We start from the raw sequence: 20,818 nt of genomic DNA on the forward strand, positions 1-20,818 counted from the left end.
CCAGCCTCCTGCTCCTTCACTACCGCAATAATCTGCTCTTCCGTAAATCTCTGCTTCTTCATGTGTCCGTCCTTTAATGGGCCGGACTCTAATCCAAACTGGAGGAAATTACCCGAGGCAGGTCAAAGACAGGCATCAACCCTAGCGGGCTGATAAATATCAGCCCGGAAAATTCATGGTGTATTGTCGGATGTGGTTCAAGCCATTGAATGACGCAGGATTTGGTTGCAAAGGACGAAGTCCATCGCCCACACATCGTTGGGGCCGACAGCTGTCTGACGATCCTCCCGCAGCTTGGCCTTGACCCGGCGCTTCGGCGTTTTATTCCGTAGTTGAAGGCCTAGATCCCTGTAAATCCGATAGGTTCGCTTGATATTGGTACCCCAACCCTCACGTTCCAGGAGCACATGCACACGACGATAGCCGTAGCGCACCCGGGTTTCACAGATCTCGCGAATACGACGCTCCAGACCGGCCTGATCGGCACGGCGAGAGGTGTAGTGGTAGGTCGAACGATCGAAGTTCAGCGCCCCACAGGCACGCCGGATCTGTTGCACAAAATCCCTCGATGTTTGAAAAAGGTAAGCGCTCATTTCCATGCGCGTTGACGCGGCCCGTTTGACCGGGGTCGCTGTGCGACGGCTGCATTGGATCAGGCAGCGGCTGCTTTGGTGAAGTTGAAGGGCAAGAGATCGGTGATGTCAGTATCTGTTGCGCGCTGTGGCAATTCACTAAGCACGTGGCGCAAGTAGGCCAAGGGCTCGACGCCGCAGGCGCGACAGGTCAGCATGATGCTGTAGACGACAGCACTGGCCCTGGCTCCCTCGACGGTATCGCTGAACAGCCAGGATTTTCTTCCAGTGGCAAAAATCCTGATATCGCGTTCGAGAAGGTTGTTGTCGATCGACATCCTGCCGTCTTCGGTGTAGCGCGTCAGGTATTCCCACTGGTTCAGGGTGTAGGATACGGCGTCGCCGATCTTGCTATCGGGCAAGACCTTCGGCGCGATGTCATCGAGCCATGCCTTGAGAGCGATCAGGATGGGGACGCTGTGTTGCTGGCGGAAACGGCGGATGCAGTCGGCTTGCGTTTCGCCAACTTCCGGCTTTTCGTTCTTGGCTTGGCTTTCAATCCGGTAGAGCTGCTCGAAGAACTTCAGCGCCTGCTCCGGCGGTCCGCCGCCTTTCTTCCTTGTCTTCAGAGCATCGATGAAGCGACGCCTCGAATGGGCCATACACCCAATATGGGTCGCTCCTGCCAGAGTGCGCCAGGCGGTGTAACCATCGCTCATCAATATGCCGCGGTAGTCGCCGAGGAAGGCCTGCGGATAAATCTGGCCGCGGCCGGGTTGATAATCGAGCACGATCGGCTCAGCGCTGTCTTCACCGCTCCTGTATGCCCACATGAAGGATGTGCCGGTGGCCTCCCTGTCCTTTTCCTTCAGGACCTGAACCGTCGTCTCGTCGCCATGGATGAGAGGTTGCGATCTGAGCCGCAGTTTCAAGGCGTCATAGATGCGGGACAGATGCCTCTCGCTCGAGCCGATCACCCAGTGACCCAGAGCGCCACGGCTGACGGGAACCCCGGCGCGCTCGAATGCCTGCGCCAGACGGTAGAGCGGTGTGCCGTCGACATATTTGTGAACGAGCGCGAAGGCCAGCGTCGATGCCGTGGCGATGCTGCCCGGCAAGGGTTGTGCGGGCATCGGCGCGATAACGATTGGCGTGTTGATCCCGGTGCGGTCGCAATGGCGGCAAGCATATTTGAACCGCACATTCTGCAGGACCTTCGCCTTCACCTCGATATGAAGCTGCTCGGTAACGCTCTCTCCCATGCGATGCATCTGACCATGACAGCAGGGACAAGCCTTCTGATCGTCGGGAGGGTCATGCTCGACACGCTCGCGCGGCAGGTGTTCCGGCAGGGGCTTGCGGCCACGCTTCTTGCCCTCCGGTTTCTCGATCGTCGCAAAACCGGTTTCCGGCAGGTCGACGACCTCGCCATCTTCTCCGCTGGCGTCGTCTTCATCGGCAACCTGTTCGGCTTCATCGAAGATGCGATCAACGTGTTTTTCGCTCCGCGGCGTAAACCGATGCAGCCGCGCCAGCGCCAGCTCTTCCTCGAGTTTGACGACGCGGGCGCTGAGCGCTTCTTTCTCGGCTTTCAGCGCGGCGATTTCGGCAGCATTTGCCGCCAACTGCGCCATCAACTCTGCAACGCTCGGTTCGCCGGTTCGATTCATCGGATTCTTGAATCTGAACCGTACCGCCGCGTCAACCGCGCAATTCAAGAGCCCTCAGCCAGCGACCTGGTATTGCCGCACCGGATGGCGCACCATCGCATCGATATCGATGCCGTCGAGAATCCAGTGAAGCTGCTCAGTCGAAAGCGTCACCACCGCCGTCTCCCGGCGTGGCCATCTGAACCGATCTTCGGTCAATCGCTTCAGAACCAGCACAAAACCCGACCGATCGAAGAACAACAGTTTCATCCGGTCGCGACGGCGATTGCAGAACGCAAAAACCGCAGGCGCAAATGGATCGAGTGCCATCGTCTCCTGAACCAAGACCGCAAGACTGTTGATGCCGGCCCGAAAGTCGATCGGCTCGCGATGCAGGTAGACCTGAAGGTCAGCGCCCAGCTTGAACATGACCCAACGCTCCGATTATCGCCGCCAACGCATTCGCATCCCTGCATTCCAGCGAAAGCTTCACGCCGTTTGGCAGCAACGCGCTGATTTTGGATAAACCTGACGGATGGCCCGTTTTCTCCAGTGATGCTCGTTGTTCTTCATCACACGTGACCGACATATCCAGCGAGCAGGTCCCGACAGGCAGGCTGCCGTCTGCTGCCACGACCGGGATAAACGCCGATCGTGGAGATACCGCCGGGGGGCCAGACGCCCTGGCCTCCTTGACCCACTTGCGCAGTAGGTTGGCATTGATCCCATGCCTAAGCGCAAGGCCGGATATCGACACACCAGGTTCAAGGCAGGCCGCAACAAGCCGCGCCTTCGATCCTGGATCGTAGCGGCGTCGACCATCGCGCCCCACATGCCGCACACGCAGTTTCTGCTCTTCGTCACTCATATTTGGTGTCCACCTATTTTAAGTGGACACTTCATGCGGCAGAGGCATCAACGAGAAAAGGCGCATGGAAATGAGCGCTTACTGAAAAAGCCCCAAAGATTTTTAGCGAGATTTTTGATGAGCGATTTCAAAGTGCCGCCATTTTCAGGGCGCGGTGATTTTGTGACCAGTGCGGTGGTAACGCCGTTATGCTGCCACGATCTTAGGCAGATGGTGGGCCGACGGGGTGTGGGCATCACATTCGGCCTAAAGAAGGAGGGCCTGTTCTGTGGGGACGCGCAATGCATGACGCTATGATCCTCCGTCCGGGCATCTTATTTCTGGCGTATTTTCAGGAATTGTGAGCCGATTGGCTGCTGCCCGGCCGTGCAGTTGGAAAAGCGAATGCGTTTATTGCTGGTTGAGGACGACCATATTCTGGGGCTTTCGCTTTCGAAAGCGCTGGAGAAGCATGCTTATGGCGTGGACTGGGTGCAGGATGGCGAAGCGGCCCTGGCCGCTTTGGAAACGCTGAGTTTCGGCATTGTTATCCTCGATGTAAATTTACCGAGGGTCAATGGCATCGATGTTCTGCGCCATACGCGACATAGGGGAAACAGCGTTCCTATCCTGCTTTTGACGGCGCGCGACAAGCCGTTGCAGAAGGTGGAAGGATTGGACAGCGGTGCAGACGACTATCTGATCAAGCCCTTCGATCTCGATGAGTTGCTGGCGCGCTTGCGAGCCTTGGTGCGCAGGCGGGAGGGGCGCACCGACAGTATTTTGAAGTGTGGCTCCATCGAGATCGATCCTGCCGCCATGGTGGTGCGAGGGATCGAGGGGCAGATCACTGTTACGGCGAAGGAATTTCAAATGCTCAAGCTTCTGATGGAGCGAGCGGGAAAATATGTCACCAAAAGCGATATAGAATATGCACTTTACAGCGATGACAATGCAGTTGAAAGCAATACGACCGAGGTGATCATCTATAACCTGCGCAGGAAACTAGGGGGGGATTTCATCAAATCCATGCGCGGCATCGGCTATATGGTCGAACGATGAAGTCGCCGACGCTTACCTGGAAACTCTTCATCCGGATCACCCCAACCATTCTCGTCACGCTGGTTGTGATCGGGGCCTTGGCCTTTCGGAGCGCTACCCGCGAAATCAACAATATTTACGATGCCCAATTGATCAATGATGCCAATGTTCTCTGGGCATTGCTGGAAAAACCGTTGGAGGCGCCTGGGCCCGACACGCCGAAACATATCAAGCGCCTTGATTTCGCCATGGGCAATCAATTGTCTCTGAACGAGGACGTGGACGACTATGCCGACGCGCATATGTTTCGGGTTTGGAAAGACGGCAAGATACGTGTTTTCTCCAGCCACGCCTTACCTGCATCGGTACCGATTGCTCAGACGAGGCTATCCGACGTCACCTACCACCATAAGCGGTGGCGCGTCTATTCGTTGCCGATCTCGGATAAAAACATCGTTATTGAGGTGGGCGAAGAGCTTCAGCTGCGTGAGACGCTTGTTGCCAATATTCTGCTTAATCTATTTTTTCCATTGCTTGTCATGGTGCCGATTATAGGCCTATTGATCTGGTTCAGCATTTACAATGGTCTGCGCACCATACGCGACCTGATCAATCAGATACGCAGCCGTTCGCCGGACGATCTGTCTGTTATTCCTGTCGTTACCCTGCCACAGGATCTTGTGCCCCTGGGACGCTCGATCAACCAGCTTCTGGCCAAACTCGATCGATCGTTGATGGCGGAAAGGTGTTTTGCTGACAACGCGGCGCATCAGCTGCGCACGCCGCATGCGGGAATAAAACTCCTGCTTCAAATGCTTGAGAAGGCCGACACTGATGAGGAACGGCGGATGATTATCGCCAATCTCGTGCAGGGCAATGAGAACGCGATGCGCTTGATTGAACAGCTGTTGCGTGCGGGACGTGTCGGGCATCAGCCAATGGAATTGAAGAGCGTCGCGCTTTATCGGACAACCGCTTCGGTCGTTGCGGAGATGGGGCACAGCATCACATCGAAGCAGCAGGATGTTGCACTCGAAGGCGTCGTAGGCGCACGGGTCAATGCCGATGAGCCATTGTTGCGGCTTCTGATCGGCAATCTCATGGAGAACGCGATCAAATATACACCCGACAAGGGCAGCATCGCGATCACAATTCATGAAGCGGGGGACAAGTGGATACTGTCCATCTGCGACAACGGGCCGGGAATTGCACCTGAGCATCGCGAGGCGGTTTTCCAGCGTTTTTATCGTGTCGGCACACCAGAGACTGAAGGTGCAGGACTGGGGCTTTCCATTGTCGCCGATATCGCGGAACGGCTGTCAGCCGTGGTTTCGCTGGGTGCGCCGCTTGCGGACAAAGGCCTGCGTGTCGATGTGGCATTTGCCAAGAGTAAGCCAATAGTAGCGTCGAGTGTACCCAGCCGAGCCAGGTCGGCGGCTCTTTGATCTTCCGTGATCGGGCATGTTAATTCATTTTCACTTCATCTACGCATAATTTTGACTTCAGTGATGACTGCTAGAGGCCCCTGCAAGTTTGCAGAGGACTGATGGAATGCGGATATATTGCAATGACGATGGGATGATTTCCCCAGGCGGTGCAATGGATCAGGTCGTGTCGCGTCTTGCCGACCCGCAATGGAAAGTTGCCGGGAGCCGAAAAATCTGTATCGGCACAGTCACGCGGAGGCGCCCAAATATGCTGCGCTGTCTGCTAAGCTCTTATGTCGGTCTGCAGTTATCTTCCAATCTGGATGTGACATTCGTAGTTGTAGAAAACGATTCCGAAAAATCGCTTCATTGCCAGATTGATGAATTCAGAAAAGCCATAAAAAACCAAGTTGTATACTTGCTTGAGCCTCACATAGGTATAGCTTCTGCTCGCAACTCGGTCCTTAATTACGCCGTTGAAAACGGATTCGACTTTCTGTTTTTCGCTGACGATGATGAGTTTGTTACAAAAGATTGGCTCAATGCGCTTCTGCATGAGCATGATGCCGGCAACCTCGATATCATTGGATCCCCGGTTCGTTTAGCTCCTCCTTCCGAGCCTCTGACGATGTTGCAGAAAACTGTTTTCCACGGGCTACAGCAAATTAACTGTAACGCGGAGAGACGTTGCGTCAGGAAGCGGAATTCAGGAGCGTCAAATACAATCAAGATCGCTACCGGAAGCTGGTTGGGTAACCTGGATTTTTTTCGGCGGACGGGATTGAGGTTCGACGCGAACTTGGGTCTTGCCGGCGGCGAAGACTGGCAGTTATGGAACGAAGCGCGCAGGCTCGGAGCAAAAACGGGATGGACACCATTCGCGGTGGTCTATGAAACGATACCGCTCGGCAGATTGTCTTTCAATTACTATTATCGCAGAAATCGTGATTATGCGCGTAGCAGCTTTATCAGTCGGCGACGGGATACAGCGGCTATCGCCGGATTTTTGCTATCACGCATATACAAAATCCTGTTCTCATTCATATCGCTGCCAATCCGAAGGCAGCGGGCGCTGCTGATGGTCATCGCAAACCTCGGAAGCTTGATTGGATATCTGCAGGGAGCAGCAGGTATGGCATCGTCGCACTACGAAAACGTAGACGGAAATTAGGGCCGGGCAAAAGAGCAGGATGAACGTCCTCACGGGAACGAAGCGCTGCGTGTCGTATGACCTTTGCCAGAGGGCGCGCCAGTGCTGGTCGCGGGACGCCGTCACCTGGCCGGGTAGCATGCCCTGCAAAAAAAGCATGCCAATTCATTTTCACTTCATCTTCGCATAATTTTGACTTCAGTGATGACTGCTAGAAGCCTCTGCAAATTTGCAGGAGGATTCGAAAAGTGCAGGTATATTGCGATTTTGACGGGACGATTTCCCTGGACGACGCAACGGATCATGTCTTGTCACGTCTTGCCGATCCGCAATGGGAAACGGTCGAGGCGCTCTGGCAAGAGGGGGCAATCGATTCCGGCGAATGCATGAGACGGCAAGTCGCTATGATCCGCGGAGAGCGGAGCACGCTGGACGCAGTGCTTGACGAGATCAGTATCGATCCGGGCTTCGCGTCGTTTGTGCAGTTTTGTGCAGCCAGGAATTTTCCCATCACGATTGTCAGTGACGGCGTTGATTATTTCATCAAGCGCATATTGCAACGCCATAGCCTCGGCCATCTTCCGGTTGTGGCCAACCTGTTGATCACCGACGCGGCGGCCCGTGCCGCCTCATATAAATTGCTGTCTCCCCATAGTGATGAAGGCTGCAAGGCGACTTCGGGCGTCTGCAAATGCCGTTCACTCGGCGCTTTGGGACCACGCGTCTATGTGGGCGATGGGTGCTCCGATTTCTGCGTTTCCGACAAACCGGAACTGGTCTTTGCCAAGGGCAAGCTTGCCGATTTCTGTGATGACCGCAACATCCCCTTCGTGGCCTATCAAGGGTTTGAAGACTTGACGCTCAGCCTGAGAGCCGCGCTGCCGCGGCTTCTGAATAGGGAAGTTTTGCCCAGGCAGCATGCGGCTGCATAGCAATTTCCTGCATCGTGCAGAAAGGAATGAACTCATGAACAAGACGATCAACTTACTTGTGGCCGAACCGATTTCGCTGTCGTCTCAATCCGAGAGCGATCTGCGTGTGCTGGAAGAGCTTTATTGCTCGCACGGCGACACGGTTCATTATTCCGCCAAACCTGCCTTCTTTGAGACATGTGAAGGCTCTTTTCTCTACAATACGCAGGGGACAGCGTTTCTTGACCTTCAGATGTGGTATTCAGCAGTGAATTTCGGCTACCGCAATCCGCGTCTCAACGCAGTCGCGCATCGTCAGCTTGACACGCTGCCACAGGTGGCGTCGCAATATCTGCACCGCGAGAAGGTCGAATTGGCCGCTCGCATCGCCCAGGATGCCGAACGCAAGTTCGGCATGAAAGGCCGGGTGCATTTTAATGTTGGCGGATCGCAGGCGGTCGAGGATTCACTGAAGCTGGTGCGTAACTATAGCGGTGGCAAAAGCCTGATGTTCGCCTTCGAAGGCGGCTATCACGGCCGCACCCTGGGCGCATCGGCGATCACGTCGAGCTACCGCTATCGCCGTCGTTACGGGCATTTCTCCGACCGAGCGCAATTCATTGAGTTTCCCTATCACTTTCGGGGTCCCAAGGGCATGAGCAAGGAGGAATACGGCCATCAGTGCGTGCAAAAATTCGCCCGACTGTTCGAGAGCGAATATAATGGCGCATGGGATCCGAAGGCAGGCAGTTCGGAGTTCGCCGCATTCTATGTTGAGCCCATTCAGGGCACGGGCGGTTATGTCATTCCGCCGATGAATTTCTTCATTGAGTTGAAGAAGGTGCTGGACGAGCACGGCATTTTGCTGGTTGTCGATGAAATCCAGATGGGTGTCTACCGCACCGGAAAAATGTGGGCGATCGAACATTTCGGCGTCAACCCTGACGTGCTGGTGTTCGGCAAGGCGATCACCAACGGTCTCAATCCGCTGTCCGGTATCTGGGCACGCGAAGAGATGATCCATCCAGGCATTTTCCCTCCCGGCTCTACGCATTCGACATTCGCCAGCAATCCGATGGGAACAGCCATTGCGCTCGAAACCGTCAAGATGCTGGAGGAAAACGACTTCGGCGCAACGATCATGGAGAAGGGCGCCTATTTCCTTGATGGTCTCAAGCAGCTGCAGGCCCGTCACCGCACCATCGGCGAAGTGGACGGACTTGGCCTCGCATTGCGTCTGGAAGTTTGTCAGGAAGACGGCTACACGCCGGACAAGCCTACGCTCGACTGGATGTGCGACGAAGGCATGAAGGGCGATTTGCAGGCCGGCGACAAAATGTACGGGCTGGTGCTCGATGTCGGCGGTTACCACAAGAACGTCATCACGCTCGCCCCCAATCTGTTGATCACGCGCGAAGAAATCGACCTGGCCCTGACACTTCTGGATCAGCTGTTCTTGCGTGCGGCGAAGCGATGATATCCCATGCGGCTTCACCTTCTTCATCTGGACGATGCGCTGGAGCAGCAGCCGGATTTCATGCACACATGCAAGGAGGCCGGCGCGCGTGACGTCCTCGCCAAATCGGAGGGTCGGACAGTCCGGCTTTGGGGCCGGCCAGCGGAGCTCCATGACCTGGCCGCCAAAATTTCGGGGCCGCCGCAAGGCGGCGGACGCGATGCAGCGCCGCTGTGTTTCATGGGCTCGGGCGATTTTCACCATGTGACGCCGTTACTGCTGGAACTGGCGCTGCAAAACGAGGCCCGGCCGGCAACGCTGATCCATTTCGACAATCATCCCGATTGGGTCCGTTTCAAGAACGGCGTGCATTGCGGCTCGTGGATCAACCGCGCGCTTGAAAATCCGCTCGTCGAGAAGGCGATTACCGTCGGGGTGTGCAGCAGCGACCTGCGTACGCCAGAGTGGAAGGGCGCCAACCTGTCGCTGCTCGACGCCGGCAAGCTTGAGCTCTACCCATATGATCACCCGCCAAGCCGGGTGAAGAGACACTATGAGCCGGGTGCAAGCCACCACAGTGAAAACGGATATATTCAGTGGAAGACCATCACCGCTATGGGTGAGGGCAATTTCGTTGCCCATCTTTTGTCCCGCATCCAGACCGATACGGTTTACATCACCATCGATAAGGATGTCCTGGCCAGCGCCTATGCGATCACAAATTGGGACCAGGGCCAGATGCAATTGCCCTATCTCTCGTTGCTCATTCGCGAAATTGGCGCTCGGTATCGCATCGTCGGCGCGGATGTGACAGGTGATTTTTCGCGGCCTGCCTATGCGGGCGGTATCGCACGCGTGGTGGCGAAACATACGGAAATCATGATCGATCAACCCCGCAGGCCTCCCGATGCGGGTGAAGCCGCACGGACCAACAGCGCGGTCAATCATCAGTTGCTCGAAGTGTTGACGCAGGTGATGGCATGACCGGAACACATATGGCCGGGCCGCTTACCTTGTCGATGCTGGTGGTGATTGTCTTCTGCGTCATCACGGAGATAGGCCGTGAAGTGTGCTTAAAATATGCGGCCGACCGCGCGCCGGATGTCATGCGGCTGCTGTTCATGCCCGTCACCTGGCTGGGCACGGTGTTTTGGGCGACGGAACTGTTCGGATGGATGGTGGTGTTGGAAAGCGTGCCGCTGTCGATCGCCTTTCCGCTGATGGCGTTGAGCTATGTCGCCATGGTGTTCGCGGGTGCATGGTTCTTCGGCGAGTCCGTTAATTTCCGCCACGGCGTAGGCGTGTTTCTGATCACCGCCGGCGTCATTTGCGTCGGTATAACAGGTTTGTGAGGAAGAGGGGTCTGATGAACATCACTGATCCTTTGTCGTTTTTCATGCCCGGCACCAATGGCCAGGCTATTCTTCTGGTCCATGGTCTCACTGGCGCACCGGCCGAGATGCGCCTTGTCGCGCGCCAGCTCAACCGGCGCGGCTACACGATTTATGCCCCGCTTCTCGCAGGCCATGGCAAGGATGTTGCGGCATTGAGGACAACCTCGTGGCGGCACTGGCTTGAAAGTGTCGACCGGGCGGCCTCGGATCTCGCCAGTCATGCGAGCGTTGTGTTCGCGGCCGGCATCTGTGTCGGTGGCGCTCTGGGGCTCCTGTCGGCGCACCAGAACCCCGGCACCATCAAGGCGGCAGCGCTCTATTCGCCTTGCTTTCAGTATGATGGCTGGAACGTACCGTTCTATTATCCGCTATTGTCCCGTCAGATCGGATGGCTGTCGCGGGTCCCGTTTCTGGACCGTTTGAGCTTTGCCGAAACCTCCACGATGGGCATCAAGGACGAGCGTATGCGGCGCATGATGGCGGCGATGTCTTCGGAAGGGGTGTTGGAACGGTTTCCCGGCAAAGGACTGGTCGAAATGTATCGGTTGGGCATTGCGCTCAAGAAACGGTTGCCCGAGATCAGCACGCCGACACTCATCCTGCATTCCAGGGAGGATGATCTGAGCGACCCGCGGCATGCAGAATATATCCGCAGCCATATAGGAGGGCGGCGTCAACTCCATTGGATCGATGACAGCTATCATATGATCCATGTCGATCGCCAACGCCTACAAGTTGCAGATATCACAGCGGATTTTTTTGAGGAAGCCCATGCTCGCGAGCCTTCATGACGGACAGCCCCGCGGCGTTCCGGTTCTCGTCAGCAGGACCGGCCTCGCCGAAACGCGAATTGCCGCTTCGATACGCGATATTGGCCGTGAGGCATGGGACGCATGCTTTGCGGGTGAGGTGGAGCGTTATGATTACCTGCTGGCGGTCGAGGAGGCGGGGATTGAGGATTTTCGCTGGCGCTATGTGGCGATCGTCGAAAATGGCCGGGTGATTGCGGCCATGCCGGCGTTCGTGACCAATTACCGGCTTGAAACGACCGTGGAGGAGGGAGGGGCGCGCTGGCTGATCCGGCGTGTTCGCAAATATCTGCCTCGTTTTCTCATCCTGCGACTGGCTTGTCTTGGCTCGCCCTGCACTGAAACCGGCGCGCCGGGGTTTCATCCTTCCGTACCGCGTGGCCGCAGGCCCGCACTGCTGGCGCAACTGATCCATGGTTTCGAGCGTCTGGCCGATGCGGAAGCCTGCCCCTTGCGCGGCATCAAGGATATTCCGGAAACATGGATGCCGGTTTTCCGCGCCACCTTCGAAGCCGGCGGTTTTGCGGCTATACCGGGTCTTGCCACCGCCGCCCTAGATATCGATTTTGCATCGATTGACGAATATCTGGGGCGTCTGTCTGCAGGCACGCGCAAGGACATGCGCCGCAAGCTGAAGTCCTTGCAGAGCGTGCGCACGGAGAACCGTACCGATATAACCGATGTGCTGCCGCGCGTGATGGCGCTTTATCGCGATACACGCGAGCGCAGCGAGTGGCAGTTCGAGGCGCTGACGGCGGAATATTTCACCGGCGTCCTGCGGCATATGCCGGGGCAGTCTTTCTGCATGCTCTATATGGTTGATGACAAGGTGCTGGCCGCCAATATCCTCGTTTGCGATGGAAACACGCTGATCGACAAATTTTTCTGCATGGACGCAGAGGAGGGGCGCAAGCACAATCTCTATTATCTGAGCTGGTTCAACAATTTGAACTATTGCCTGGAGCATGGCGTTGCGCGCTATCAAAGCGGGCAGGCCTATTATGAGAACAAGGTGAAATTGGGCAGCAGGCTCACCGCCAACACCATGTTCTTCAGACACCGCAACCGCATCCTCCAAGACCTTTTGCGGCTCGTCTCACCCTTGTTCGCGATGGAGGAAACGCCGTGAAAAGCTGGCATCTCCTCTGGATCGGCATACCAGTCTTCAACACATTGGCGCAGATCTTCGTCAAGTTCGCGGCGGAAGATGCAAACGGATTGGCCGCTACCGGCTGGACCTGGGTGGTGCAGGCGGCCACTTCGCCATGGATGCTGGCGGCCTTTGCGGTGGAGATCGCCTGCTTCTTCATCTGGATCAAGGTGCTCGCGGATTTCGATCTCAGCCGCGCCTTTCCCTTGTCGGCAATCAGCTATGTGCTGATCGTAGGCGTCAGCTGGCTCTGGTTCCGTGAACCGGCAAGCGTGCTGCAACTTGTAGGAAGCGGGCTGATACTTGGCGGTGTGTGGATGATCGGCACTGCCGACGCAATGCCGCGGGAAGATCGCCAGATCGACTCGGGCGGAATAGACTCAGGCAAGAAGCAGGTGAAGCTCCGATGAACGCGCTCCCCCCCGTGCAAATTTTTCCTCCCATGCCATCCCATATCGGCCGTCTCGCATTGGGCGACAGAATCCTGCGCAAGGCGCTGTCGGAGATCGTGCATATTGGCAATCTCCTTGTATGCACCGCGCGGGGCGTTCAGATGCGGTTCGGCGATGGAACTGGCGCGCGGGTGAGCGTGCGTTTCATGGACAGGCGTGCTCAGTGGGCGTTTCTCATAGATGCCGACATGCGCTTGGGCGAGCTTTATATGGATGGGCGCTTCATCGTCGAAGAGGGCAATATCTATGATTTCATCGCCCTCATACTGCGTGAAGCCCAAAATGAAACCCATCCCCTTATTGCCCGTCTGATCGACGGCATCAGGGCCAAATGCCGGAAGATACGCATTCCCAACCTGCCGGGACGTTCCCGGCACAATGTCGCGCATCACTACGATATCGACGGGCGGTTGTTCGCGTTGTTCCTGGACGAGGACCGTCAATATTCATGCGCCTATTTCGAGGATCAGCAGGATGATCTGGAAGAGGCCCAAGCAGCGAAAAAACGGCATCTCGCCGCCAAGCTGACGCTGCAGCCCCATCATCGGGTGCTGGACATTGGTTGCGGCTGGGGTGGACTTGCCCGTCATCTCCAGCGCCATGTTCCACAGGGGGAGGTTCTTGGCATCACGCTTTCCCAGGAGCAATTGGCCTATGCCCGTGCGGCGTCCGGCAGTTGCGGGCCCTCGTTCAAGCTGCAGGATTACCGGCATTTAAGCGGTCGTTTCGACCGTATTGTATCGGTTGGCATGTTTGAGCATGTTGGTCCAGCATCTTACGACACCTTCTTCAAGACATGCAGCAGGCTTCTTGAAGACGACGGCGTAATGCTGCTGCACACGATCGGCTGTGCGGCGGGACCGGGTTTCACCACGCCATGGCTGGACAAGTATATTTTCCCTGGCGGTTACGTGCCAGGGCTTTCCGAAATCCTGCCGCATATCGAGAGTGCCGGCCTCAGGGTTGCTGATGTGGAGGTGCTGCGGTTGCATTATGCCTTCACGCTGAAAATCTGGCGTGACCGTTTTATGGCTCGTCGCAGCGAGGCGATGAAGCTTTGTGACGAGCGATTCTGCCGCATGTGGGAATTCTATCTGGCGGCTGCCGAGGCGGCGTTTCGCTATGAAGATCTGGCCGTATTCCAGATACAAATAACCCGGCGCAACAATGTCCTACCGATTACCCGGAACTATATTGGTGAGCGCAAGCGAGCTACGGGGCAGTTTTCAATCAAAGTAGGAACCGCGCTAAAAATTGGTCGGGAATGAGCGGGTGAAGACAACTCCGACTGTGTTTTGATTGGCGGATCCGCCGAGCCTGACGAGCGGGCTGTCGGCGGCGTCGCCGATCAACTGTTCGAATTTGTTATAGAGCTGAATATTCATGTCAGGCATCATCTGATAGGTAGCGCTGATCACGAAACCCGTCGATTTAAAACCGCCATGCGCATCGAAAGCCGGAAAATACGCACCTCGGAGGGATTCGGCTTCGGAAACACCGAAGCTGTTCTGCATATAGGCCGTATTGGCCAGCGAGAGCCGGGCGCCTGCGGAAAGCAATATCTTGTCGCCGACACGCTGGAACCAGTCAGCGCCGAGATCGGCGACAAAACCATCTTCCGCGCGCAAGTCCTGCCGGGCTTCGATGCGCAGGCGCAATCGATCGTCAATGGGCCAGTATTGCGCGAATGCACCCGCATCCACGCTCCAGCGGATTTCATGCAGACCCTCAAGGCGGGAATCTTGCGAAGTCTTGCGGTTGCCCCGGATGCCGACAACCGGCCCGAGTTCGAGGCCGCCCAACTGGAACAGTGTATAGTCAATATTGTCGTCAGGTGCGCCGAGGCTCGCTGCTTCATCCGCACGGCGAAAATCGAGGGATGGGACGAAGCTGAAGGAACGATTGCGTGCACCTTCAAAGGAGGGGCCGTATTCCGTGCCGCCGCCAAGTGTCACGATCCAGCCCGGATCGGCCTGGTTGGAATCCGATGATCCACTTTGCGCATAGGTCGGGGATATGAAACCAAACGACAGAGCCAGGCAGGCGTAGGCCGCGAAAGGCTTTGCGTGGCAAGTAAAATTCATGGAAGTACTGCCTATGCTTATATATGCTTTGAATTCGTAAGTCATATTATATGTTAACATTATGTTATCCCAATAATTTCAATATTACCGGAAATTTTGAGCACGGCAACATGAATGCAGTGTTCAATCAAAGGTCCTGTGGATTCCCGATGATGGCTGGATCGAGGGCGAAGGGCAGTCCCTTTCGCCTGAGCGATCGTTTGTAAGGGCAGAAAACCGCCCACATTCGCCTCCCCGGAGGCGCCTGGGGGGACGAGCGCGTAGAGTGGGGCCGGAGGTGGGGTTGCCCGGCGCCAACGTGAATTCGGGATAGTCTTGCTGTCAACGGCGGAGTAAAAACCGGCCACGCGGCGGCGCAAAAGTCGGCCACCTTGGCGCGCGCATAACACGATACCATGAAGCTGTACCTTAGCGTTCGTAGCTTTTACGAACTTGATTTTGGTCTACCATCTAAAATCTCCAGCTGTTACCGAAGACCTTCTGGCAGAAACGTCACTCACTCAAAACACCCCAAATCAATGGGACAGAGACGGCGCATACGTAGTTACTGCCAGATTAAAAACATCGATAGAAAAGTGACGATGGCTAAAGCGAGCAGGCCGGCGACGACGATCAAAAAAACGTTCAGTGCTTTCATGTTTGTACCCTGTCCAATGTTTGAGTTTTTATTCCTGCGCGGTCTGAACACCGTCTTTATCGGCAGGACATGTCTTCACCTCGATAATGTCCGGCATCTGGGACAGTTGTCTAACTGGAGGTCGTGCTCGAAGATGGTAAAGCTCCCGAAGAGGGCATCGCAGAAGCTCATCGTCTAATGGACAAGCTTGGCATTCGACAAGAGAACCTGATCGACGTGGCATATGCCGATCTTCTGAAGAGCAAGCAGGCAAACTCCTGAACGCCAAGCATGCACTAGTTCACCCGGCGAGGGCAAGAAAACATTTGGGATTCATATGGTGATCCATACTCCTCGATTGCAGCTCCGCTGCTGGCGCGCCGCTGATCGGAAGGCATTCGCAGCCATGAACGCCGACATGCGGTTACGCGCTACTTGAGTGGGCCGCTTAGCCAAGAAGAAAGCGATGCAAAGATTGACATGTATATGGTCTGCTTTCGGACGCACGGTTTTTGCCGCTGGGCCGTCGAAACGCGAGAGGGAGAGTTTATTGGCAGCGTCGGTGTCATGGCCTAGCCGGCGAACGGTGAGCCTCTAGGGGAGCATATCGAAATCGGCTGGCGCCTCGCGCGAGTGGCTTGGGGCAAAGGCTATGCGACTGAGGCAGCCAAGGCGGCACTGTACGATGTTTTTACGCGCGTCGGTCTGCGCAAGGTTCTGGCTTGTACCGACCGCTATAATCTGCGGTCCCAGGCGGTCATAATGCGTTTGGGCTTGGAACGTGATCCTTCCCGAGATTTCAACCGTCATAGCGCAAGAGGCGTGCGACAGTACTGGGTCTGGATTGCACATCAGAGCTTCTAATAGGCAGAGCCGACTATCTATCGCCGCCAACTTTTGGTGTTTCGGCTTTTTAATTGCGGGACTGAGTCAAGCCTGATTTGTCCGTGCCGGGGTCATGCTCCTTTCGAGATCATGGCCTCATGATGATGTTCTGGTCGGGTGCCTCAACGTGTGGAGCACTGTACGGCCGTAGCTGCCAGCAGCCGAAACAACGAGGTCACCGCAACCACCGTCCCGGCGGGACATCACAGGTCCAAGGCAGCCCTGCGATTTCGGGTCGAGTAAACCCGTCAGGCGGGCTCCTTACCCCACTGGAACGAGGTGCCGTCTATCCAGATACAGTGCAGGATCACTGCCAGTTTGCGAGCGACCGCGGCCTGAGCCTTCTTCATTCCATTGCGTTTGGCCAGCCGAAGGGCCCCATGCTTTCAAAGCGCACCAGCACTTCGTGCGATGTAGTAGCACACTCGCCGCTTCAAAGAGATAAGTTCGCAGTAGACGATGGCCCTATCGCTAGACTTGACCGACGTTTCGCCGGATTGCTTACGTCGTGGCGTTAGACACAGTTAGGCACCTACGGATGTTGCACTTCGAAAGCGAGACGGGTCGTCGATGGTATGGCCCGGTGCCTACTGGCTGATATGGGGCCTGCGTGCCGCGATGCCGAAGCGCTCGAGCTTTGCCGTCGCGTATTTCGACACGTTGCGATTGCGCCTCATCAAGATCGCCGCGCGGGTGGCCGAGATGAAGACGCAAATCCGCCTGCACCTGCCGATATCCTGCCCCGACCAGCGCATGCTGCACATCGTCCTCGATCGCAACCCGTAAACCACTCCAGCCAATTACGACCGATCAACCCCGGCGCCGATGAGGCTCGTCAAAAGCACCACAACGCCGACCAGAGGGCCCGTCACGCTGCTGAAGCCCCAGTGCTGTGCATCAAACGGGCTAAATAGGGGTGATGGCGCCCCTATTTACTACCGGTATTACTTGGTAATCAGCATGTTTAGTGGAGGGGTTAACAGGTAATCACAAGCTATTACTTTTGATGATAACAAAGCAGCTGCTACCTGCCGTTGTGAGAAGGGAGACTCTACGATGCCGCAATCAAACCACAATAACGATCAATGGTGGGTGAACGACCAGACGCCGGATAATCCATTTGGCAAAAGCGACGATTACGAGGCCTATCTCGATTACCTTGGAGCGCTGCGTAGAAGCCTGACGCCAGAGATCGCCGCGGGAACGATCAGGGTCAATCTCTATGATCTCAATGATCATCCCGATTACAAGGCCGCCGCGATCGGCGCTTTGGAGGCGTGGGCTTCAGTCACGCCTCTCAAGTTCGAAATCGTCGATGATGTGCCATACAACCGCGCAACGGATTGGATGCAGGTTGTCAGTCCGGAACTGGGTGAAAGGGATGATAGCAGCGCTTATTCTAACAATCGTTATGTCAACATAGGTCAGCGGTTCCACGACACGGAGCCCAGCAGGACAGATGTTGGCGGCTATGTGTTCGATTCCTTCATCCATGAATTCGGCCATGAGTTCGGCCTGAACCATCCCGGTAACTACAATTATGCCGGTCCCAGCGGCGGACAGATTAATTATCTGAACCATGCCACCTGGATCTACGATCGTCAGCAATACACCGTCATGTCCTATTTCGATGGGATTGATGTCGGCGAAACCAGCCGCTGGTCGGCGTCAACGCCGCTCATGGCCGATATTGAAGCGGCCATCCGCCGCTTTTTCTCAACTGTCGATGAGAATGGGGTGCGCACCTATCAGCATATCGAACTCAACACCGGCGATAATGTCTACGGCTTCGGCAGTTCGCAGAATAACTACCATCTCACCTCTTCGGGCATGCAGCACGATATCGGTTTTACGATCCATGACACCGGCGGAACCGACACGATCGACTTTTCCGGTTCCACGGCAAGTACGATCCTTGACCTGCGTCCCGGACAGTTCTCCAGCGTCAACGGCCATAGTAACAATGTGTCGATCTTTGACGGGCACAACGCTGATGGGACTGACTACTACATTGAGAACGCCATCGGCAGCAGCTATGACGATATCCTCATCGGCAATGACGGTGCCAACACGCTTGACGGGCGCGGTGGCGGCGACCGCATGGCTGGTAATGGCGGCAACGATATCTATTTCGTCGACTCCATCGACGACATCGTGGGCGAGGAAGAAAATGGCGGCGACGACACGGTCATCGTGCTCAACCGGGACCTGAAGATCGGGGACATCGCCAACGTCGAAAACATCATTTACGCCGATGCATCGACGACGCCCCCACCGGGCGGCGGCGGCACAACTCCGCCCAGCGCCGGCGACAATACGATGACCAGCATCATCCTGGGCACCACTGGGGATGATACGCTCATCGGCGGTGCCGGCTCCGACACGATTTTTGGTCAGGCTGGCGATGATATCATCATCGGCGGTCGCGACTCGCTCGCCAGTCGCGACATCAACAACACGATCCCCCCCGAGGATCTTGAAGACCAAACCGAGAGCGATGACGGCGATGACACGCTCTATGGCGGCGGCGGCGACGATACGATCTATGGCGGACAGGGGAACGATATTCTGGATGGCGGCGAGGGCGACGATACGCTGAGCGGCCAGGCAGGTGCCGATAGATTCAGGGGCGGCCCGGGCGTCGACACGGTCGACTACAGCGGCATGGGCGGCGCTGGCGTTAAAGCGGGCAACCATAGCATGGAGGAGCACGATCACGACGAGCATGATCACGGCCACGACGGTCACACCCATGAGAGCCCCTTCCAGCTGCTCGTCAATCTGGAAACGAATGTCGCCAGCGGCGGCACAGCTTCGGGCGATACCTTCGACAGCATCGAAAACCTGATCGGGTCAGATGACCGCATCGACCGTTTCATCGGCACGTCCGCAGCAAATCATTTCTGGGGCCAGGGCGGCGGCGATTATTTCAATGGTCGCGACGGCGATGACATACTCGATGGCGGCAACGATGGCGACATCCTGTATGGGGAAGGCGGCGACGACACGATCATCGGCGGCGCCGATCGAGACTATCTGGATGGCGGTGACGGTATCGATACGGTTTCATACGCAGGCAGCCCCGAAGGTGTGACGGTCGATCTCGCCAAAGGCGCGGCCAGCGGCGGCGACGCCGATGGCTACATGAGTATCGTTGGGGCCGACGACGCCATTCTGGTGCATGACATCCTTGTTGGCTTTGAAAACGTTGTCGGCTCATCCTACGATGACCATCTCATCGGTGACAACCAGATCAACGAGTTTTCCGGCGGTGCGGGTGACGATGTGCTGACCGGCGGCGGCGGTGCCGACATATTGAATGGCGGCGCCGGCAGCGACACGGCGGACTATTCCGACGCCAGCAGCGGTGTCAAAATCAAATTGGGCGGCGGCAAATCCGCTGGCGACACCTATATCTCGATCGAAAATCTATCCGGTTCGGACTTCAACGATGAATTGACCGGCGACGGCGCGGACAATGTGCTGTCCGGCCAAGGCGGCTCCGATACGATCTTCGGTCGCTGCGGCAGCGATCTGCTGGATGGCGGGCTGGCGGCCGACGCGTTGATCGGCGGCAAAGGCGAAGATTCCTTCCGCTTCTCGACAGCGCTTGGGAACGGCAATGTCGACTGGATCCAGGACTTCAAGGTTGGTGACGATTCGATCCTGCTGGATCACCGGATCTTTGAGGCCTTGGGTGGTGATGGTCCTCTGCCCTTGGGCGCGTTTTACAAGGCTACATCGGGTGTTGCGCATGATGCCAATGACCGCATCATCTATGACACCAACGATGGAGCATTGTCTTACGACACCGATGGCTCCGGACAAGCTGCCGCCATTCAGTTTGCGCAACTCAGCCCGCATCTGAATCTTTCGGCTACCGACTTCATTGTCATCTAACCCAGACCAGGAGGGGCGCTCTCAAGGCGCCCCTTGCACAGCAATAATTCATGGAGAGTGTGTGATGAAACGCCAGACCGACTGCCGAAAAGTCTTAATGGCCGCCGGAGTTGTGGCTGTCGCTACAGTCGCCGGGTCCATTCCTGCGCAATCGGCTGATATTCGTGGCGCAGTCACGTTTGCGGGCGGCGCAATTATTCCGCAAGGTCATCTCGAGATTTATCTCGAGGACTTTGCCATTAAGGATAAGGCGCAACGTCGCGTCGCGCAAACGCGCGTCAAAAGCGGCGGCGGAGAAAAGACGATAGGTTTTTCCCTGTGCCTGCCCGCAAGCTTCACGGCTTCGCCAACGCTGCAGATCGTTGCACGCTTGGAGCGAGCGGATAACTGGTTGGTCGCACGCGGCAGTGCCCAGTTCGAAGCAGGCTCACCCGTCAATATCACACTCAATACAGTGATGTATTGAAAGCGCTGC

General features: G+C 56.4%; 19 protein-coding genes and 3 pseudogenes. 16 read left to right on the forward strand and 6 right to left on the reverse strand.

From position 1 onward, the window contains the following. Positions 1–233 precede the first annotated feature (233 nt). From DUT91_RS22535 to tnpA, 4 genes and pseudogenes are all read right to left on the reverse strand, one after another. Positions 234–563 (reverse strand): annotated as a pseudogene (locus tag DUT91_RS22535) (IS3 family transposase); the annotation flags it as partial. 89 nt (positions 564–652) lie between these two features. Continuing rightward, positions 653–2,242: an IS66 family transposase gene (gene tnpC, locus DUT91_RS22540; protein ID WP_114442737.1), complete on the reverse strand. Its 1,590-nt coding sequence runs from the start codon at positions 2,240–2,242 to the stop codon at positions 653–655. A 54-nt stretch (positions 2,243–2,296) separates the two neighbouring features. Further along, the gene (gene tnpB / locus DUT91_RS22545; protein WP_114442715.1) at positions 2,297–2,650 is read right to left on the reverse strand and encodes an IS66 family insertion sequence element accessory protein TnpB; all 354 of its coding nucleotides are present in this window, start codon (positions 2,648–2,650) and stop codon (positions 2,297–2,299) included. After that, a complete protein-coding gene (gene tnpA, locus DUT91_RS22550) occupies positions 2,631–3,089 on the reverse strand; it encodes an IS66-like element accessory protein TnpA (protein WP_114442716.1) in 459 nt (152 codons plus the stop codon). The genes tnpB and tnpA overlap by 20 nt, the downstream gene beginning before the upstream one ends. A gap of 384 nt (positions 3,090–3,473) precedes the next feature. Between tnpA and DUT91_RS22560 the strand changes: the two genes are divergently transcribed. The 11 genes from DUT91_RS22560 (at position 3,474) to DUT91_RS22610 (ending at position 14,126) form a co-directional block, all read left to right on the forward strand. After that, positions 3,474–4,130, forward strand: coding sequence for a response regulator transcription factor (locus DUT91_RS22560; RefSeq protein ID WP_114442718.1), 657 nt, complete (start codon positions 3,474–3,476; stop codon positions 4,128–4,130). Further along, positions 4,127–5,554, forward strand: coding sequence for an ATP-binding protein (locus tag DUT91_RS22565; protein ID WP_114442719.1), 1,428 nt, complete (start codon positions 4,127–4,129; stop codon positions 5,552–5,554). Before DUT91_RS22560 ends, DUT91_RS22565 begins: the two co-directional genes overlap by 4 nt. 154 nt (positions 5,555–5,708) lie before the next feature. Next, entirely contained in the window at positions 5,709–6,707 is a 999-nt protein-coding gene (locus tag DUT91_RS22570) for a glycosyltransferase family 2 protein (RefSeq protein WP_160113689.1), read from the forward strand. A gap of 227 nt (positions 6,708–6,934) precedes the next feature. Continuing rightward, positions 6,935–7,618, forward strand: coding sequence for an MtnX-like HAD-IB family phosphatase (locus DUT91_RS22575; RefSeq protein WP_114442721.1), 684 nt, complete (start codon positions 6,935–6,937; stop codon positions 7,616–7,618). Positions 7,619–7,652: 34 nt separating this feature from the next. Next, positions 7,653–9,074, forward strand: a complete 1,422-nt coding sequence (locus DUT91_RS22580) for an aspartate aminotransferase family protein (protein ID WP_114442738.1) — start codon at positions 7,653–7,655, stop codon at positions 9,072–9,074. 6 nt (positions 9,075–9,080) lie between these two features. Beyond that, positions 9,081–10,037, forward strand: a complete 957-nt coding sequence (locus tag DUT91_RS22585; protein ID WP_114442722.1) for an arginase family protein — start codon at positions 9,081–9,083, stop codon at positions 10,035–10,037. 11 nt (positions 10,038–10,048) lie between these two features. Beyond that, a complete protein-coding gene (locus tag DUT91_RS22590) occupies positions 10,049–10,405 on the forward strand; it encodes a DMT family transporter (protein WP_114442723.1) in 357 nt (118 codons plus the stop codon). 14 nt (positions 10,406–10,419) lie between these two features. After that, on the forward strand, positions 10,420–11,238 hold the full coding sequence (locus DUT91_RS22595) for an alpha/beta hydrolase (RefSeq protein WP_114442724.1): 819 nt from the start codon (positions 10,420–10,422) through the stop codon (positions 11,236–11,238). Further along, complete coding sequence (locus DUT91_RS22600) at positions 11,219–12,385, forward strand: GNAT family N-acetyltransferase (protein WP_114442725.1); 1,167 nt, start codon at positions 11,219–11,221, stop codon at positions 12,383–12,385. The genes DUT91_RS22595 and DUT91_RS22600 overlap by 20 nt, the downstream gene beginning before the upstream one ends. Beyond that, complete coding sequence (locus DUT91_RS22605; RefSeq protein WP_114442726.1) at positions 12,382–12,816, forward strand: EamA family transporter; 435 nt, start codon at positions 12,382–12,384, stop codon at positions 12,814–12,816. Before DUT91_RS22600 ends, DUT91_RS22605 begins: the two co-directional genes overlap by 4 nt. Before the next feature lie 32 nt (positions 12,817–12,848). Continuing rightward, positions 12,849–14,126 (forward strand): SAM-dependent methyltransferase, encoded by a 1,278-nt coding sequence (locus DUT91_RS22610; protein ID WP_114442739.1) that lies wholly within the window; start codon positions 12,849–12,851, stop codon positions 14,124–14,126. Here the strand turns inward: DUT91_RS22610 and DUT91_RS22615 are convergent. Continuing rightward, a complete protein-coding gene (locus tag DUT91_RS22615; RefSeq protein ID WP_114442740.1) occupies positions 14,106–14,942 on the reverse strand; it encodes a MipA/OmpV family protein in 837 nt (278 codons plus the stop codon). The genes DUT91_RS22610 and DUT91_RS22615 overlap by 21 nt on opposite strands. A 760-nt stretch (positions 14,943–15,702) precedes the next feature. Between DUT91_RS22615 and DUT91_RS25880 the strand changes: the two genes are divergently transcribed. Together DUT91_RS25880 and DUT91_RS27550 are read left to right on the forward strand one after the other, a co-directional pair. Further along, the gene (locus DUT91_RS25880; protein WP_160113690.1) at positions 15,703–15,840 is read left to right on the forward strand and encodes a hypothetical protein; all 138 of its coding nucleotides are present in this window, start codon (positions 15,703–15,705) and stop codon (positions 15,838–15,840) included. A gap of 330 nt (positions 15,841–16,170) precedes the next feature. After that, entirely contained in the window at positions 16,171–16,422 is a 252-nt protein-coding gene (locus DUT91_RS27550; RefSeq protein ID WP_425373836.1) for a GNAT family N-acetyltransferase, read from the forward strand. Between the two features lie 269 nt (positions 16,423–16,691). On the opposite strand, the pseudogene DUT91_RS26880 reads toward DUT91_RS27550, so the two are convergent. Then, positions 16,692–17,021 (reverse strand): annotated as a pseudogene (locus DUT91_RS26880) (transposase); the annotation flags it as partial. A 4-nt stretch (positions 17,022–17,025) separates the two neighbouring features. Between DUT91_RS26880 and DUT91_RS22635 the strand changes: the two are divergent. The 3 genes and pseudogenes from DUT91_RS22635 to DUT91_RS22645 form a co-directional block, all read left to right on the forward strand. After that, a pseudogene (locus DUT91_RS22635) lies at positions 17,026–17,229 on the forward strand (transposase); the annotation flags it as partial. 270 nt (positions 17,230–17,499) lie between these two features. Further along, complete coding sequence (locus DUT91_RS22640; RefSeq protein ID WP_114442729.1) at positions 17,500–20,343, forward strand: M10 family metallopeptidase C-terminal domain-containing protein; 2,844 nt, start codon at positions 17,500–17,502, stop codon at positions 20,341–20,343. Positions 20,344–20,407: 64 nt separating this feature from the next. Continuing rightward, positions 20,408–20,809, forward strand: a complete 402-nt coding sequence (locus DUT91_RS22645) for a hypothetical protein (protein ID WP_114442730.1) — start codon at positions 20,408–20,410, stop codon at positions 20,807–20,809. Positions 20,810–20,818 lie beyond the last annotated feature (9 nt).

This window comes from Paramesorhizobium salinisoli, assembly GCF_003335045.1.
GTDB lineage: Bacteria > Pseudomonadota > Alphaproteobacteria > Rhizobiales > Rhizobiaceae > Paramesorhizobium > Paramesorhizobium salinisoli.